This is a genomic window from Noviherbaspirillum suwonense, assembly GCF_900182955.1.
Lineage (GTDB): Bacteria > Pseudomonadota > Gammaproteobacteria > Burkholderiales > Burkholderiaceae_D > Noviherbaspirillum_A > Noviherbaspirillum_A suwonense.
The window spans coordinates 150,640-165,126 of the sequence record NZ_FXUL01000015.1 but is presented as its reverse complement, the minus strand read 5'-3'; the positions used below and the strand labels follow the sequence as shown (position 1 = coordinate 165,126).

General features: G+C 65.2%; 15 protein-coding genes. 9 read left to right on the top strand and 6 right to left on the bottom strand.

What is annotated here, in order from left to right; translation table 11 throughout:
- A partial coding sequence (locus tag QOL82_RS18470) for a hypothetical protein (protein ID WP_283443766.1) occupies nucleotides 1–271 on the top strand: 271 nt, incomplete at its 5' end.
- A gap of 39 nt (nucleotides 272–310) precedes the next feature.
- On the opposite strand, the gene QOL82_RS18465 is transcribed toward QOL82_RS18470, so the two are convergent.
- From QOL82_RS18465 to QOL82_RS18455, 3 genes are all read right to left on the bottom strand, one after another.
- Nucleotides 311–1,354 carry a cyclase family protein gene (locus QOL82_RS18465; protein WP_283443765.1) on the bottom strand — a complete coding sequence of 348 codons (1,044 nt, stop codon included), beginning with the start codon at nucleotides 1,352–1,354 and terminating at the stop codon, nucleotides 311–313.
- Nucleotides 1,354–2,334 carry a tripartite tricarboxylate transporter substrate binding protein gene (locus QOL82_RS18460; protein ID WP_283443764.1) on the bottom strand — a complete coding sequence of 327 codons (981 nt, stop codon included), beginning with the start codon at nucleotides 2,332–2,334 and terminating at the stop codon, nucleotides 1,354–1,356. Before QOL82_RS18460 ends, QOL82_RS18465 begins: the two co-directional genes overlap by 1 nt.
- A gap of 132 nt (nucleotides 2,335–2,466) precedes the next feature.
- Nucleotides 2,467–2,787 (bottom strand): hypothetical protein, encoded by a 321-nt coding sequence (locus tag QOL82_RS18455; RefSeq protein ID WP_283443763.1) that lies wholly within the window; start codon nucleotides 2,785–2,787, stop codon nucleotides 2,467–2,469.
- A 44-nt stretch (nucleotides 2,788–2,831) separates the two neighbouring features.
- On the opposite strand from QOL82_RS18455, the gene QOL82_RS18450 reads away from it, so the two are divergent.
- The 8 genes from QOL82_RS18450 (at nucleotide 2,832) to QOL82_RS18415 (ending at nucleotide 12,539) form a co-directional block, all read left to right on the top strand.
- A complete protein-coding gene (locus tag QOL82_RS18450) occupies nucleotides 2,832–3,695 on the top strand; it encodes a branched-chain amino acid ABC transporter permease (RefSeq protein ID WP_283443762.1) in 864 nt (287 codons plus the stop codon).
- A gap of 2 nt (nucleotides 3,696–3,697) precedes the next feature.
- On the top strand, nucleotides 3,698–4,729 hold the full coding sequence (locus QOL82_RS18445; RefSeq protein ID WP_283443761.1) for a branched-chain amino acid ABC transporter permease: 1,032 nt from the start codon (nucleotides 3,698–3,700) through the stop codon (nucleotides 4,727–4,729).
- Nucleotides 4,722–5,486 (top strand): ABC transporter ATP-binding protein, encoded by a 765-nt coding sequence (locus tag QOL82_RS18440; protein ID WP_283443760.1) that lies wholly within the window; start codon nucleotides 4,722–4,724, stop codon nucleotides 5,484–5,486. Before QOL82_RS18445 ends, QOL82_RS18440 begins: the two co-directional genes overlap by 8 nt.
- Nucleotides 5,473–6,180, top strand: a complete 708-nt coding sequence (locus QOL82_RS18435) for an ABC transporter ATP-binding protein (RefSeq protein WP_283443759.1) — start codon at nucleotides 5,473–5,475, stop codon at nucleotides 6,178–6,180. Before QOL82_RS18440 ends, QOL82_RS18435 begins: the two co-directional genes overlap by 14 nt.
- A gap of 80 nt (nucleotides 6,181–6,260) precedes the next feature.
- Nucleotides 6,261–7,427 carry an ABC transporter substrate-binding protein gene (locus tag QOL82_RS18430; RefSeq protein ID WP_283443758.1) on the top strand — a complete coding sequence of 389 codons (1,167 nt, stop codon included), beginning with the start codon at nucleotides 6,261–6,263 and terminating at the stop codon, nucleotides 7,425–7,427.
- Nucleotides 7,428–7,651: 224 nt separating this feature from the next.
- Nucleotides 7,652–9,457 (top strand): O-linked N-acetylglucosamine transferase, SPINDLY family protein, encoded by a 1,806-nt coding sequence (locus QOL82_RS18425; RefSeq protein WP_283443757.1) that lies wholly within the window; start codon nucleotides 7,652–7,654, stop codon nucleotides 9,455–9,457.
- Nucleotides 9,458–9,642: 185 nt separating this feature from the next.
- Entirely contained in the window at nucleotides 9,643–11,799 is a 2,157-nt protein-coding gene (locus QOL82_RS18420) for a VTT domain-containing protein (RefSeq protein WP_283443756.1), read from the top strand.
- A complete protein-coding gene (locus QOL82_RS18415; protein ID WP_283443755.1) occupies nucleotides 11,787–12,539 on the top strand; it encodes an endonuclease/exonuclease/phosphatase family protein in 753 nt (250 codons plus the stop codon). Before QOL82_RS18420 ends, QOL82_RS18415 begins: the two co-directional genes overlap by 13 nt.
- Before the next feature lie 42 nt (nucleotides 12,540–12,581).
- On the opposite strand, the gene QOL82_RS18410 is transcribed toward QOL82_RS18415, so the two are convergent.
- From QOL82_RS18410 to QOL82_RS18400, 3 genes are all read right to left on the bottom strand, one after another.
- A complete protein-coding gene (locus tag QOL82_RS18410; protein WP_283443774.1) occupies nucleotides 12,582–12,914 on the bottom strand; it encodes a thioredoxin family protein in 333 nt (110 codons plus the stop codon).
- Between the two features lie 193 nt (nucleotides 12,915–13,107).
- On the bottom strand, nucleotides 13,108–13,365 hold the full coding sequence (locus QOL82_RS18405; RefSeq protein ID WP_283443754.1) for a hypothetical protein: 258 nt from the start codon (nucleotides 13,363–13,365) through the stop codon (nucleotides 13,108–13,110).
- A 161-nt stretch (nucleotides 13,366–13,526) separates the two neighbouring features.
- Nucleotides 13,527–14,456, bottom strand: coding sequence for a LysR family transcriptional regulator (locus tag QOL82_RS18400; RefSeq protein ID WP_283443753.1), 930 nt, complete (start codon nucleotides 14,454–14,456; stop codon nucleotides 13,527–13,529).
- Nucleotides 14,457–14,487 lie beyond the last annotated feature (31 nt).

The window sequence follows — 14,487 nt, the reverse complement described above, 5'->3', positions numbered from 1 at the left end:
GCAACAGCAACAGCAACAGCAACAGCAACAGCAACAGCAACAGCAACAGCAACAGCAACAGCAACAGCAACAGCAACAGCAACAGCAACAGCAACAGCAACAGCAACAGCAACAGCAACTGTCGCTACGCGGAACAGCAACGGCAACTGTCGCTACGCGGAACGTCAACAGCAACTGTCGCTACGCGGAACGTCAACAGCAACGGCAACTGTCGCTACGCGGAGTCAACTGCAACCGCAACTGCCCCCGCCCGGCCAGCGCGAAGCCCTGACGCTATCGCATAACCCCTTCCGCCGAAGCCGGCTCCCCGCTACACCGTCGCCACCGGCGTCACCGGCGACCCAACCGCCCCCGGCAGCCGAAGCGGCGGCGCCGTCAGCATGAAACGGCTGCGGCCGTTTTCCTGCAGCCAGGCGGCCAGGTCCCGCAGGTACCACAGCTCCCCGAGCGGAATTCCCAGCTTGAACAGGCAATGATGATGCAGCGGCAGGATGGACTTGCGCCCGGCAACCTCCGGCGCCGGATACGCCTCGACCGCGTAATTGTCGGCGCAGATGGCCGCAATCCCACTATCGGTGATCCATTGCAACAGCCGCTGGTCGCGGCCGTTCATCACCGGGCAGGTCTCGTGCAGCAGGTGCGGGTCCGGCTTGCCGCCCATTTCCATCACCAGTTCGGCGAAGCCGGTGCGCAGCACCAGGAAGTCGCCGCGTTCGACCGTCACGCCGTCCTGCGCCATCACGGCCGCGATCTCGTCATAGCCGACCAGCTTGCGCTCGCGGCCGTAATGGCGCGCCAGGTCGACCAGCACGCCGCGGCCCTGCATGCCGTGGACCGCCATGTTCTCGATGCCCAGCGCATCCGCATGCGACTGGTGGCCGCCGTCGCAGCAGCCGGCCGCCATCTCCGCCGGACCCTTGACGTCATGCTCGGCCCGGTAGCCGTTGTAATAGACCATGGTCTCGCTGCCGTTGCCGTCGACATCGAAGCGGGCGCCGACATGGGCAAGCGCGTCCCATTGGGTCGAATACTGCAGGCAAAGCAGCACCTGGTCGTCCGACACCACGTCGATGCTGTCGGCGACGACGCCGTCCATGCCGTAGTTGAGCACCGGCGTGTCGCCGCGCCAGGTCGGCTGCAGCTTCGGCGGGTGGCGGCGCGGGTTGAGCGCGTTGCCGCCCGGGAGGTCGAGCGGCAGCGACAGGCAGAAGCTGCGGCCGGCCCGGACTTCGGCCGCGCCTTTCAGGATCTGCTCGCTGCCGATCAGGTTGACCCGGCCGAGCTGGTCGTCGGGGCCGAAGTCGCCCCAGTTTGCGCCGTCGGGGCGGCGCGTCCAGCGTGCTGTGTCCGCCATCACTCGACCTTCGCGCCGGAATCCTTGACCACCTTCGACCACTTGGCGATCTCGCTCTTCTGGTAGGCCGCCAGCTCGGCCGGGGTGGAGCCGGACGGGTCCAGGCCGAGGTCCAGCAGTTTCTTCGAGATGTCCGGCGACTTCAGGATCTTGCTGATTTCCGCCTGCAGCTTGTTGACCACCGGCGCCGGCGTGTTGGCCGGCGCGAACATCGCGAACCAGGAAACCGCCTCGAAGCCCGGCAGGCCGGCTTCGGCCAGGGTAGGGATGTCGGGCGCCGCCGCGGAACGCTTGGCGCTGGTCACGCCCAGCGCGCGCAGCTTGCCCTCGCGGACCAGCGGCAGGCTGGACGGCATGTTGTCGAACATCATGGTGACGCGTCCGCCCAGCAGGTCGGGAATCGCGCTGGCGCGGCCCTTGTACGGGATATGCTGCATCTCGATGCCGGTCATGGTCTTGAACAGTTCGCCGGACACGTGGATCGAGGTGCCCGAGCCCGACGAGGCGAAGGTCATCTTGCCTTCCTTCTTGCCGAGGGCGATGAATTCGTTCAGGTTCTTGGCCGGGACATCGTTATTAATCACCAGCATGTTCGGCGTGGACGCCAGCAGGGTCACCGGGGTGAAGTCCTTGACCATGTCATAGGGCATGTTCTGGTAGAGCGCGCCATTGATCGAATGGGTGCCCACGGTGCCGAGCACCAGGTTGTAGCCGTCGGGAGCGGACTTGGCGACATAGTCGGCGCCGATGTTGCCGCCGGCGCCCGGCTTGTTGTCGACGATCACCGGCTGGCCCCAGGCCGCATTGAGCTTCTCGCCGATCAGCCGCGCCAGGATGTCCGGCGCGCCGCCGCTGGTGAACGTGACAATGATATGGATGGGCTTGGTCGGGTAGGTGCCCGCCGCCTGCGCCTGCGCCTGGCCGGCCGCGCATAAACCTGCGGCCGCGAGTGCGATCGCCGGCATCAGTCTTTTCAACATGCTGTCTCCTGTCTTGGTGGAATAATGCGCCGCCAGCGGCGCGGTTGGTTTGCATGCCCGGATGGATTGTCCATGGCTTGTAGTTTTGTTAGCATGCGCCGTTCCCAAACCTACCATCCGGTAAAGTAACCGTCAATGAAAACGGAATGCTGTGCCGCAGAGCGAAACAGTCGGGCCTGAACTCGCTTGCCAAGCGTAGTTGTCCATGCCGGATCCCGTCTTAATTGAACTAAAAATCGACTTCCAGTTCCGCATATTTGACTTCAAACTACCGTTCATCATAAAAAACCGGAAAAACCCAAGCTTTCGGTTCTGCACTGCAAAATAATGGCTCATTTTGGTTGACCGGAATTTGTTAGTAATGATACGGTTCGACTGCGCTGAAAAAATAAAAACGAGCGTTCGCATTTCACCCTGAAAAGCGGACTTCAGCCATGGCTTGCTGCCAGCCATCGCGCATTTGCCGGCGCATCGTGGAAATATTAAGGAGACGGATCTTGGAGTTGATACTGGAGCAAATCCTCAACGGACTGACGTTGGGCGGCGTGTACAGCCTGGTGGCACTTGGGCTTACGCTGGTATACGGCATCATGCATGTGCCGAACTTTGCGCATGGCGCGTTCTACATGGTAGGTGCGTTTGCCGCCTTCTTCCTGATGTCCAGTTTCGGTCTCAACTACTGGGTTGCGATGGCCGGCGCCGGCGTGATCGTCGCGGCAATCGCCGTGCTGGCCGAACGCCTGGTGTTCCACCCGCTGCGCCACCACGAGGGCCTGCATCACATGATCGCCGCCATCGGCATCCTGCTGTTCCTGGAAGCCAGCGCGCAGGCCATGTTCGGCGCCGATTTCCGCCGCATGCAGACGCCGTACGCCGGCATCATTTCCATGGGCGGCGTGACGCTGCCGTCCCAGCGCCTGCTGATCATCGTCGCCGCTTTCGCGCTGATGCTGGCGCTGCACCTGTTCCTGCGCAAGACCACGACCGGCGCGACCATCATCGCGATGGCGCAGAACCGCGACGGCGCCGCGCTGGTCGGCATCGACGCCAACCGCGTCGCGATGATGACCTTCGCCATTTCCGGCGTGCTGGCCGCTGTCGCCGCCACGCTGTATGCGCCGATCAACCTGGTCTACCCGGCGATGGGCAACCTGGTCATCACCAAGGCCTTCGTCATCATCGTGCTGGGCGGCATGGGCAGCGTTCCCGGCGCGATCCTGGGCGGGCTGATCATCGGCTTCGCCGAGTCCTTCGGCGCGTTCTATATCTCGACCGATTACAAGGACATCATCGCCTTCGTGCTGCTGGTCGTCGTGCTGTCGGTGCGTCCGCAAGGCCTGTTCACTACCGGAGCCCGCTGATCATGAAACTCATCGATGGCAAAATCGGCTGGATGCTGCTGCTGGCGCTGGGCATCGCCTTTCCCTTCATCGCGGCCGGCAACGACTATTACCTGACCGTGATGGCGACCGCGTATATCTTCGCGATCGCCACCATAGGCCTGAACCTGATCACCGGCTACACCGGCCAGTTCAACCTGGCGCACAGCGGTTTCATGGCGGTGGGCGCCTACACGGTCGGCATCCTGACCGTCGACCACAACGTGCCGTTCTGGATCGCGTTCGCGCTGTCGGGCTTCGTCGCGGCCGGGCTGGGCTTCTTCGTCGGCCTGGTGTCGCTGCGCCTCAAGGGACACTTCTTCTCGATCTTCACGATGTGCGTCGGCTACATCATGTACCTGCTGATCGAGAAGTGGGAAGGCCTGACCCACGGCACCGTTGGCATCATGGGCATCCCGGCGCCGTCGCCGATCGCCGGCTTCGAGTTCGAGTCGCCGCGCGCGCAGTACTACCTGGTGCTGTTCTTCCTGGTGCTGGCGGTCTTCTTCATGCACCGTATCGCCAATTCGCTGCTGGGCCGCACCTTCATGGCCATCCGCAACGGCGACGACCTGGCCGAGGCGCTGGGCATCAACCTGATGCGCAACAAGGTGCTGGCGTTCATGCTGTCGGTGTTCTACGCCGGCCTGGCGGGCGGCCTGTACGCAGGTTTCGTGCGTTTCCTCGGCCCTGGCATCGCGGGCGTCGAGCACACCTTCGACATGACCATGTACATGCTGGTCGGCGGCATCGGCACCCTGCTCGGACCGCTGCTGGGCGCCATCGGCGTGCCCTGGCTGACCCAGTACCTGCAATTCCTGCAGGACTACCGCTTCATCGTGTTTGGCCCGCTGCTGATCATCCTGGTGATCTTCGTGCCGCACGGCATCGTCGGCTCCTATCTGGGATGGAAGGCGCGCAATGCGTCGCGCCTGGCCAGCCAGAACGCCGCCCGTCAGACCCCGGCCGCAGGCGTCGTAGGCCGCAGCCAGCAGAAGGGAAGCTCCCATGCTTGAAATCCAGAACCTGACCAAGCGTTTCGGCGGACTGAGCGCGGTCCATGACATCAGCATCTCGTTCGAGAAGAACAAGATCAATGCCATCATCGGCCCCAACGGCGCCGGCAAGACGACCTTCTTCAACCTGATCAGCGGCGCCATCCCGCCCACGTCCGGCAAGATCGTGTTCGACGGCAAGGACGTGACCGGCCTGCGGGCCGACCAGGTCGCCCAGCTGGGCGTGTCGCGCACCTTCCAGGCCACCACGCTGTTCGAACGGGCGTCTGTGCTGGACAACCTGATCGTCGGCCATCGCCTGCGCACCAAGTCCGGCCTGATGGACGTGCTGCTGAATACCCGCCGGCTGAAGGAAGAAGAGCGCATCTGCCGGGTCAAGGCGCAGGAAGCGCTGGACTTCGTCGGCCTGTCGCACGTGTCGCACCGGATCGCGGCCGACATCTCGCAGGAAGAGCGCAAGCGGGTCGCGTTCGCGCTGGCGCTGGCGACCGAGCCGAAGATGCTGCTGCTCGACGAGCCGGCTGGCGGCGTGAACCCGGAAGAGACCGTCGGCATCGCCGAACTGATCCAGAAGCTGGTCAAGCACGGCATGACGGTCTGCCTGATCGAACACAAGATGGACATGATCATGAACCTGGCCGACAAGATCATGGTGCTGAACTACGGCGAGAAGATCGCGGAAGGAACCCCGGCGCAGATTCGGTCCAACCCTATCGTGATCGAAGCCTACCTGGGGAGTGAAAATGCTGCAGCTTGAGAATGTGTCGCTGAACTATGGCAGCTTCCGCGCGCTCGACAATATCAACATCCATGCGAAGGAGGGCGAGCTGGTGGTGCTGCTGGGCGCGAACGGCGCCGGCAAGAGCTCGATCTTCCTGACCACGAGCGGCCTGCACAAGGCCGCGTCCGGCAGCATCCGGTTCGGCAAGACCGAGCTGGTCGGCATGAAGCCGTCGGCCATCGTCGAACACGGCGTGGTCCAGTGCCCGGAAGGCCGCAAGCTGTTTCCGGCGATGTCGGTGCTGAAGAATTTGACGCTGGGCGGCTACGTGCACCGGCGCGACAGCAAGGGCATCAAGAGCACGCTCGATGAGGTGTTCGCGATGTTCCCCATCCTGCACGAGAAGCGCGAGATGAACGCCGGCTCGCTGTCCGGCGGCCAGCAGCAGATGGTCGCCATCGGCCGGTCGCTGATGTCGCGGCCGAAGGCGCTGCTGCTCGACGAACCGTCGCTGGGCCTGGCGCCGCTGGTGGTGAAGCAGATGTTCGAGGCCATCGAAAAGATCAACAAGGCCGGCACGACCGTGATGCTGGCCGAACAGAATGCTTATGCCGCGCTGCGCATCGCCAGCCGCGCATATGTGATTGAAGGCGGGCGCATCGTGATGGAAGGCAGCCGGGACGAGCTGCTCAACAATGAAGCGGTGCGCAAGGCTTACATTGGCGCCTGAACGGGCGCCCGGCTGTACCTGGTCGTTGCAGTGCAATTCCCATCCAGAGATTCTGAGATTCACAAAAGGAGACTGAAAAAATGCGTATCAAAATGAAACCGGTTTATCTTGCAGCAGCAGTGGCGATGGCCTTCAGCGGCAGCGCGCTGGCACAGGAAGTCGTGAAGATCGGCTTTTCCGGACCGCTGTCCGGCGGCGCCGCGCTCTACGGCAAGAATGTGCTGATGGGCATGGAAATGGCTGCGAACGAAGTCAATGCCAAGGGCCTGGAAGTCGGCGGCAAGAAATACAAGCTCGAGATCGTTTCGCTCGACGACAAGTACAACCCGTCCGAGACCGCGATCAACGTCCAGCGCCTGATCCAGCAGCACAAGACCCCCGCGGTCCTGGTGCCGCATTCCGGCGGCATCTTCGCGGTGCAGGCGTTCAACGAGAAAGCCAACACGCTGCTGCTGGCCTACACCAGCCTGCCGCAGGTGACCGAGCGCGGCAACAAGATGAGCGTGCGCATCCCGCCGGATTTCACGATCTACATCGACCCGTTCATCAAGGTTGAAATGGCCAAGTTCGGCAAGAACGTCGCCATCGCCGGCGCCGACCACGACTATGCGAAGGCATGGACCGCGGCATTCAAGCCGAAGTGGGAAGCGGCGGGCGGCAAGGTCGTCGCCGAGAACCCGATGTCCTACAACAAGGCAACCGACTTCTACAGCGGCGTCTCCAAGGTGCTGCAGGACAAGCCGGACGTCATGTTCATCGGCGGCGCTTCCGAGCCTAGCGCGCTGGTCGCCAAGCAGGCGCGCGACCTCGGCTTCAAGGGCGGCTTCCTGATCATGGACCAGGCCAAGATCGACGAGATGGCCAAGGTCATCGGCGGCCTCGGCCCGCTCGAAGGCTCGGTCGGCGTGCTGCCGCTGGCGGCCGATCCGCGCCCGAACGCCAAGCTGTTCGTCAGCAACTTCAAGAAGATCCAGCCTGACCGCGACCCGACCTCGGAAATCGGCCTGAACTACACCGCGGTGCATGCAACCGCGATCGCGATGAAGCTGGCCGGCACCGTCACCGACGGCGTCAAGATCCGCGAGCAGATGGACAAGGCATTCAAGACCCTGCCGGCGGAAAACAACCCGCAGGAAATCGAAGGCCTGGATCCGAAGGGCGGCACCATCGCCAACGTGCTGATGGGCGTCGTCGAAGGCGGCAAGATCAAGGACGTCAGCCTGCGTACCGCAAACGCCGGGAAGTAATTCCCCGTCGTGACGTCCGCCTCGCGGCGGCGTCGAAGAACCGCACCGGTGATACGGTGCGGTTTTTTTTCGTCGGCGGCCGCCTGCGGCTGCCTGCACGGATGGCCCGGCGCGGACAGAATCTTGCCGCGCCGCGCACGGGATTGCCGGACCGGGTAAGCTCACGGCCGGAAAACCGCTGGCGACAAGCCGCGCGGCCCGATCAAACACAGGAAAAAGTTGACATGTCGAAATTGCTGCTACAGGCCAGGCACCTCGTCGCCACCGGCGACTACGCGGACGCGGAAGCGCTGTGCCGCCATCTGCTGACCGCGGGCGGCCCGGTCGGCGCGGTCAGGCAGGTCCTGGTCGAATGCCTGTACAACCAGGGCATGATGCTGCTGCAGGGCGGCATGTTCGACGATGCGGAGGAGCGCTTCCGGTCGGCGGTGGAAGTCAATCCGAAGTACGCGCTTGCGCTGAACAACCTGGGCAGCATCCGCCTGCTGCAGGGCAGGCACGCGGAAGCGCTGTCCTACTTCCAGCAGGCGTTCAGGGCGGACCCGCGCTGCCTGGAGGCGGCGCGCAACCTGGCGACGGGATTGCAGAACCTGGACCGGCTCGACGAAGCCGCGGCGATGTTCGAGCGGCTGGCGAAGCTGGACCCAAAGAACGCCGGGCTCTACCTGCTGCGCAATGCCACCCTGGTGCGGGGCATCATTCCCGACGCCGCCTATCCCGACCGGGTGCGCAGCCGGATGCACCGCATGCTGGACCAGTGCCTGGCGTCGCCGCTGCGGGCAACCCGGCCGGAATCGTTCACGGCCCCTTATTTTTTCCTGTCGTACCACGGGAAGCCGAACCGCGAGCTGCACGCCAGGATCGCGCAGGCCTACCTGCATGTCTGTCCCCAGCTCGGCTGGACCGCGCCGCAGCTTGCCGATGCCGCCGGCCGGCAGGGCCGCATACGGGTCGGCATACTTTCGGCGCACCTTGCCAACCACAGCATAGGCGGCACGACCTGCGGACTGGTCGAGCAGCTGGACCGCGACCGTTTCGAGGTCATCGTGATCCGCCTCGGCCGTTCGCCCGGGGATGCGATGGCCAGGCGCATCGATGCCGCCGCGTCTTCCGTGCTGACCCTGGGCACGCACGACCTGGCCGCCGCGCGGGAACGCATTGCAGAACTTGCGCTCGACGTGCTGTTCTACCAGGACATCGGCATGGAGCCGTTTGCCTACCTGCTTTCCTTCGCCCGGCTGGCGCCGGTGCAGCTGACATCGTTCGGCCATCCGGACACGACCGGCGTGCCGAACATGGACTATTTCCTGTCATCGGACCTGTACGAGCCGGAAGGCGCCGCCGCGCATTACTCGGAACGCCTGCTCACGATTCCGAATGCCGGCACGCTGTCCTACTACGACCGCCCGACGCCGCCCGCCGGCCCGGTGCCGCGGTCCGAATTCGGCCTCGACGAGGGCGAGTCGGTCTACCTTTGCCCGCAGACGCTTTTCAAGGTGCATCCGGACATGGAAGCGGTCCTTGCCGGCATCGTGCGGCGCGACAGCAGGGCGCGCATCGTCTTCATCGAGCCTGCCAAGGCGCATTACCGGCAGGAGCTTGAAGCCAGGTGGCGCACGCTGCCGCACGGGACGCCGGAACGCATCACCTTCATCAAGCGGCTCGAGCATGAAAAGTACCTGCGACTGCTGGCCTGCGCCGACGTGATGCTCGATACCGTCCATTTCAACGGGCAGAACACGAACCTGGAAGCATTCTCGGTCGGCGTGCCGGTCGTGACCTGGCCGGGCGCCATGCAGCGCGGCCGGCACACGCTGGGCATGTACCGGAAAATGGGCGAACAGCTGTTTGCCGACCTGGTCGCCGCGGACGCGGAAGACTACGCGGACAAGGCGGTCCGTCTGGCGACCTGCCCGGAACACCGGCGCGAACTGGTGTCGCGCATCGAGGCAAACCGGGACAAGCTGTACCAGGACAGTGAATTCGTCCGTTCGTGCGAGCGGCTCTTCACCGAACTGGTCAAGCGCTGAACAGCCGCGCAACGTAGGCGGCCCGCCGTCTCCCCGCCTGCGTTTCCCGCGTTGTCCCGGCCCGGCGATTGCCGCCAGGCCATGAAAGCCGCAACTTTGTGCCGTCCTGCCCCGTCGGCGCAAAACCTGCGGCGCAAATCTGGCCGAAGATATGGTTTTTACAACTGACCGGTCCCGACGTCCACGTGCTCACGCCAGAAACCCGTTCCTCTCCGTCGGCGCGCCCGCTGCTGCAGCCCGGCCGCAACTGCTGGCGCATCGAGCGCAGCAGCCGATTCGGCCTGCTGATCGACGCCGATGCCTATTTCACCGCAGTGCGTTCGGCAATTCTGCAGGCCAGGCACAGCGTGTTCATCCTCAGCTGGGATATCGACAGCCGCACGGTCCTGGCCCCGGGCAGCCCGGACGACGGCTACCCGGCGGCGATCGGCGACTTCCTGCATGCCGTGCTGGCCGAACGGCCGCAACTGCGCATCTACGTGCTCAACTGGGATTTCGCGATGCTCTATGCGCTCGAGCGCGAGTTGCTGCCGGCCTACCGCACCAGCTGGCGGCGCCATCGCGGCATGGCGTTCCACATGGACAGCCGGCACCCGGTCGGCGCGTCGCATCACCAGAAGGTCGTCGTGGTCGACGACAGCATCGCCTTCGTCGGCGGGCTGGACATCACGAAATGCCGGTGGGATACGCCCGAGCATGCGTCAGACAATGCATTGCGCTGCGATGCGGACGGCGTTCCGTACGGGCCGTTCCACGATGTCCAGGCGGTGCTCGACGGCGAGGCCGCCGCCGCGCTCGGCGAACTGGCGCGCGCCCGCTGGACCCGGGCGACCGGGCATGCCGCGGCCCCGTCCGTGCCCTCCGTCCATGACGCCTGGCCGGCCGCGGTCGAGCCGGACGTGCGCAATGTCGATGTCGCCATTGCCCGCACCGAGCCGACGTTCGACGGCGCTTCCGGCGTCTTCGAGGTGCGCCAGCTCTACCTCGACGCCATCGCGTCGGCCCGCCGCCACCTGTTCTTCGAAAACCAGTATTTCACGTCGGACACGCTGTGCAATGCGTTGTCGGAGCGGCTGCGCGAGGAAGACCCGCCGGAAATCATGGTGATCTCGCCCAAGAACCAGAGCGGCTGGCTGGAGCAGGCGACCATGGGCGCATTGCGCGCCCGCGTCCACCAGCGCCTGAAGGCAACGGACGACAGCCGCCGCTACCGGATGTACTGCCCGTACCTGCCGGGCCTGGCGGACGGCTGCCTGAACGTGCACAGCAAGGTGTTCACGGTCGATGACGAGCTGTTCTGCGTCGGCTCGGCCAACATGAGCAACCGCTCGATGGCCTTCGACACCGAGTGCAACCTGGCGCTGGAAGCGCCGCCGGGCGAGGCCGGCGACACGGTCCGCGCGGCGATTGCGCGGATGCGCGCGCGGCTGCTCGGCGAACACCTGGGCGCCGCGCCCGACGTCGTGGTGGAAACGGTGCGCGAGCACGGCCTGCTCCGCACGGTCGACCTGCTGCGCAACGAGCGCCGGCTGGAGACCATGGACCCGGCGATCACGCCGGAAATGGAAATGCTGACGGTCGATAACGTGGTATTCGACCCGGAGCGACCGATCACGCCGGACGAACTGGTCGCGCAGTTCGTGCCCAAGGACGCCAGGAAGCCGGTGCCGCAGCGGCTGATCGGCCTGGGGTTGCTGGCGCTGGCGCTGGTGCTGCTGACGGTGGCCTGGCGTGCGACGCCGCTCCGGGACACGATGAACCTGGCGTCCATGATAGGCATGGCGGAACGCCTGCAGTACCTGCCTTTCACGCCGGCCATCGCGATCGCCAGCTTCATGCTCGCCGCGTCGCTGATGGTGCCGGTGACCCTGCTCATCGCGGTCACCGGCATTGTCTTCGGTCCTTTCTACGGCGCGCTGTATGCGATCGTCGGCTCCACGCTGAGCGCCGCGCTGACCTACGGCCTGGGCGTCTGGGTCGGGCGCGAGACGGTGCGCGACCTGCTGGGCGCGCGGATCAACCGGCTGAGCCGCCGCATCGCCAAGCGCGGCGTCCTCGCGGTGATGGTGGTGCGGGTGCTGCCGGTCGCGCCGTTCGCGGTGGTCAACGTGGTCGCCGGCGCGTCGCATATCCGGCTGCGAGACTTCCTGATCGGCACCGTGCTCGGCATGGCGCCCGGCATCGTGCTGACCGTCACCTTCGTCCATCACCTGGCCGAAGCGGCGCGCCGACCCACCGCCGGCACAATCGCGGTGCTGGTGCTGATGGGCGTGGTCCTGATCGCGTCCGCGCTGGGCCTGCAGAAGCTGTTCGCGAGGCGGGAGGCGGCATGGAAAAACTGATGCTGCCGGCATCGGGGCAGGACACGGACACGGCAGTCGCACCCGACCTCAATCCGTGGCCGCTGACCGTGGCCACCTACAATATCCACGGGGCGATCGGCACCGACGGCCGCCTCGCGCCGCAGCGCATCGCCGACGTGCTGCGGGAAATCGACGCCGACGTCATTGCGCTGCAGGAAGTGCCGCTGGGCGGCGCGGGCCGCGCCAGCGTGCTGGATCTGCTGGAAGAAGCCACCGGTTTTCATGCGGTGGAAGGGCCGACCGAAGATCGCCCGGAGCGCCGTTACGGCAATGCGGTGCTGAGCCGCTACCCGATCATCGCCAAGCGGACGATCGACCTGTCATTCGGCAGCCGCGAGCCGCGCGGCGCGCTCGATGCCGACATCGACTGCCACGGCCATCCGCTGCGGGTCATCGCCACCCATCTCGGCCTGCAGCCGGCCGAACGGCGCCACCAGATACGGCTGCTGCTGCAGGCCTTCGACACCGACCGCATGCCGGTGATCCTGACCGGCGACCTCAACGAGTGGTTCGTCTGGGGCCGGCCGCTGCGCTGGCTGGTCTCCCATTTCGAACCGGTGCCGGCGCCACGGACCTTCCCGTCGCGCTTCCCGGTATTCGCGCTGGACCGGCTCTGGATCAGCCCGCGCCACCGGCTGGTGCGGGTCGAGGTGCATGCGACGCCGCTGGCGCGGCTGGCTTCCGATCACCTGCCGCTGATTGCGCATATCGCCGGCTAGATGCGCTCCGGGCGAGCGGGCCGGCGACGCCGGGACAAGATGTCAGTTTCCGGCGTCCAGTTCGGCCAGCGCCCGGGTGATCGACGCAGCATCGGCCGGCCGCACCAGGCGCGCCATCTCGCGGCCATCTTTCATGAATACCAGCGTCGGCCACAGCTTGACGCGGAACGAGCGGCCCAGCGGCTGGCCCTTGCCATCCTCGACCTTGATGTGTTTCACGTCCGGCTGCGCGTCCAGCGCCTGTGCGATCGGCGCCTGCGCCGCCATGCAGTAGCCGCACCATGGCGTACCGAATTCGATCACTGCGGCGCCGGCAATCTGGTCGATCTCCGAGCGTGCGGGTTCTGGCTTGGTATAGGTGCTTGTCATCGGCATCACGTTTTCTCCTGGTTGGGCGGTTCTGAGAGGGCGCAATTGTTGCTGGGCAAACATGCGGCATTGAGCATCAGACCGGCGCTGGCGCGGCTTGGTTGCATGCGGACTGGGAGGAGGGGGGATTGTGCGTCCGCTGGACGCGGACGGTTGACGCTGCCGGCGTCCAGGCCGTGGGCCTGGACGGGTCAGGAATTCAGCAGAAGATCGGCCGTCGGTCGCCCATCAGCGCCCGCAGTTCCTTGATGCTGATATTGGTGATTTCATGCATGCGGATCAGCAGCGCGGCGCCGACCACCATCTTGCGATGCCGTATCTTGCTGATGATAGGCGGCGCGATGGCAAGCGCACGTGACAGGGCGGCATCGTTCTTGACATTCAGATATTCCGTGACTGTGTCCAGCAGGGGATTTGGATCGTAGGTCGTAAGCTTGGCAAGACTCGGTTGCTTCATGATTTCCCATCGGTTGTTATCGGCGGGCGGAAAAGAGTGCCCGCGCGTTGATACAGACCGTATTTATAGCCAAAATGTTCCCGCAGAGCAACTATTTTTAAATAAACATTGTTTCTGATCGTAAATATTTCCGCGAGGCGCGAGCAGTGGCCGTCCTGTCGTCAACTGCGCAAGCGCGCGTCCGGCCAGCCGCCGCTGGTGACCGTATTGCATATCTGCTGCCGGACGGTCTGGAGAACATTCCAGAGTTCCGCGGCTCCCGCGTGGTTGCGCGCGGTGGCCAGCACGACCTCGCGGCTGACGTCGGCGCCCACCAGCCGCGCCGTGTGCAGCGTGCCGCTGGCCACCTCGTCCGCGACTGCGGCCAGCGGCAGCAGGGTATAGGCGCAGCCGTTCTGCACCAGGCGCTTGGTGACGCTGATCGAGACATCGCATTCGATCGCGACATGCAGCGCGATGCCGGCCCGGCTGGCCAGCGCCTCCGCCAGCAGCCGCAGGCCATGCGGCGCGCTCGGCAGCACCAGCGGCACCTCGCCGAGCCGGCGCACCGGGAATTCGTCTTCGAGCCCTGGCATGCTGCCTGGCGCGACCAGCCGCACCGGTTCCTGCAGCAGCACGTCGATCTTCAGGCCGGCGGTCTGCGCCGGCAGGTACAGCACGGCGGCGTCGATGGTGCCCGACGCCAGCCATGACAGCATGTCGCTGCTGGTGCCGTCGGCAAAGCGCAGCCGGGTCCGTGGAAAATGCTCGCGCAATGCGGTGCCCACCGGGCCGAGTATCGTACGGGCGATGGTCGCCTGCGCGCCGATGACGAGCGCAGCCGGGCCGTGGCTGGAAAACGCGTGGATCGCGCGCCGCGCTTCCTCGACCGTTTCGGTGACGCGGCGCGCATGCACCAGGAGCGTCCGCCCGGCGTCCGTCAGCACCACGCCCCGGCCGCTGCGATGAAAAAGGCGCGAGCAGATCGACGCTTCGAGCCGCAGCAGCTGGCGGCTTACCGTCGACTGGTCGCTGCCAAGCTCCAGCGCGGCACGCGAGATGCTGCCGCAGTTGGCCACCCTTGCAAAACATTCCAGATCGTCTGAATTCATGGCGTAGGCAATAAATCAAGCGAAACAGTGA

Coding starts and splice junctions, on each gene's coding strand:
- QOL82_RS18465 (WP_283443765.1), bottom strand. CDS start 1,354: ATGGCGGACACAGCACGCTGGACGCGCCGCCCCGACGGCGCAAACTGG.
- QOL82_RS18410 (WP_283443774.1), bottom strand. CDS start 12,914: ATGCCGATGACAAGCACCTATACCAAGCCAGAACCCGCACGCTCGGAG.
- QOL82_RS18415 (WP_283443755.1), top strand. CDS start 11,787: ATGGAAAAACTGATGCTGCCGGCATCGGGGCAGGACACGGACACGGCA.
- QOL82_RS18430 (WP_283443758.1), top strand. CDS start 6,261: ATGCGTATCAAAATGAAACCGGTTTATCTTGCAGCAGCAGTGGCGATG.
- QOL82_RS18400 (WP_283443753.1), bottom strand. CDS start 14,456: ATGAATTCAGACGATCTGGAATGTTTTGCAAGGGTGGCCAACTGCGGC.
- QOL82_RS18455 (WP_283443763.1), bottom strand. CDS start 2,787: ATGGCTGGCAGCAAGCCATGGCTGAAGTCCGCTTTTCAGGGTGAAATG.
- QOL82_RS18440 (WP_283443760.1), top strand. CDS start 4,722: ATGCTTGAAATCCAGAACCTGACCAAGCGTTTCGGCGGACTGAGCGCG.
- QOL82_RS18445 (WP_283443761.1), top strand. CDS start 3,698: ATGAAACTCATCGATGGCAAAATCGGCTGGATGCTGCTGCTGGCGCTG.
- QOL82_RS18460 (WP_283443764.1), bottom strand. CDS start 2,334: ATGTTGAAAAGACTGATGCCGGCGATCGCACTCGCGGCCGCAGGTTTA.
- QOL82_RS18405 (WP_283443754.1), bottom strand. CDS start 13,365: ATGAAGCAACCGAGTCTTGCCAAGCTTACGACCTACGATCCAAATCCC.
- QOL82_RS18425 (WP_283443757.1), top strand. CDS start 7,652: ATGTCGAAATTGCTGCTACAGGCCAGGCACCTCGTCGCCACCGGCGAC.
- QOL82_RS18435 (WP_283443759.1), top strand. CDS start 5,473: ATGCTGCAGCTTGAGAATGTGTCGCTGAACTATGGCAGCTTCCGCGCG.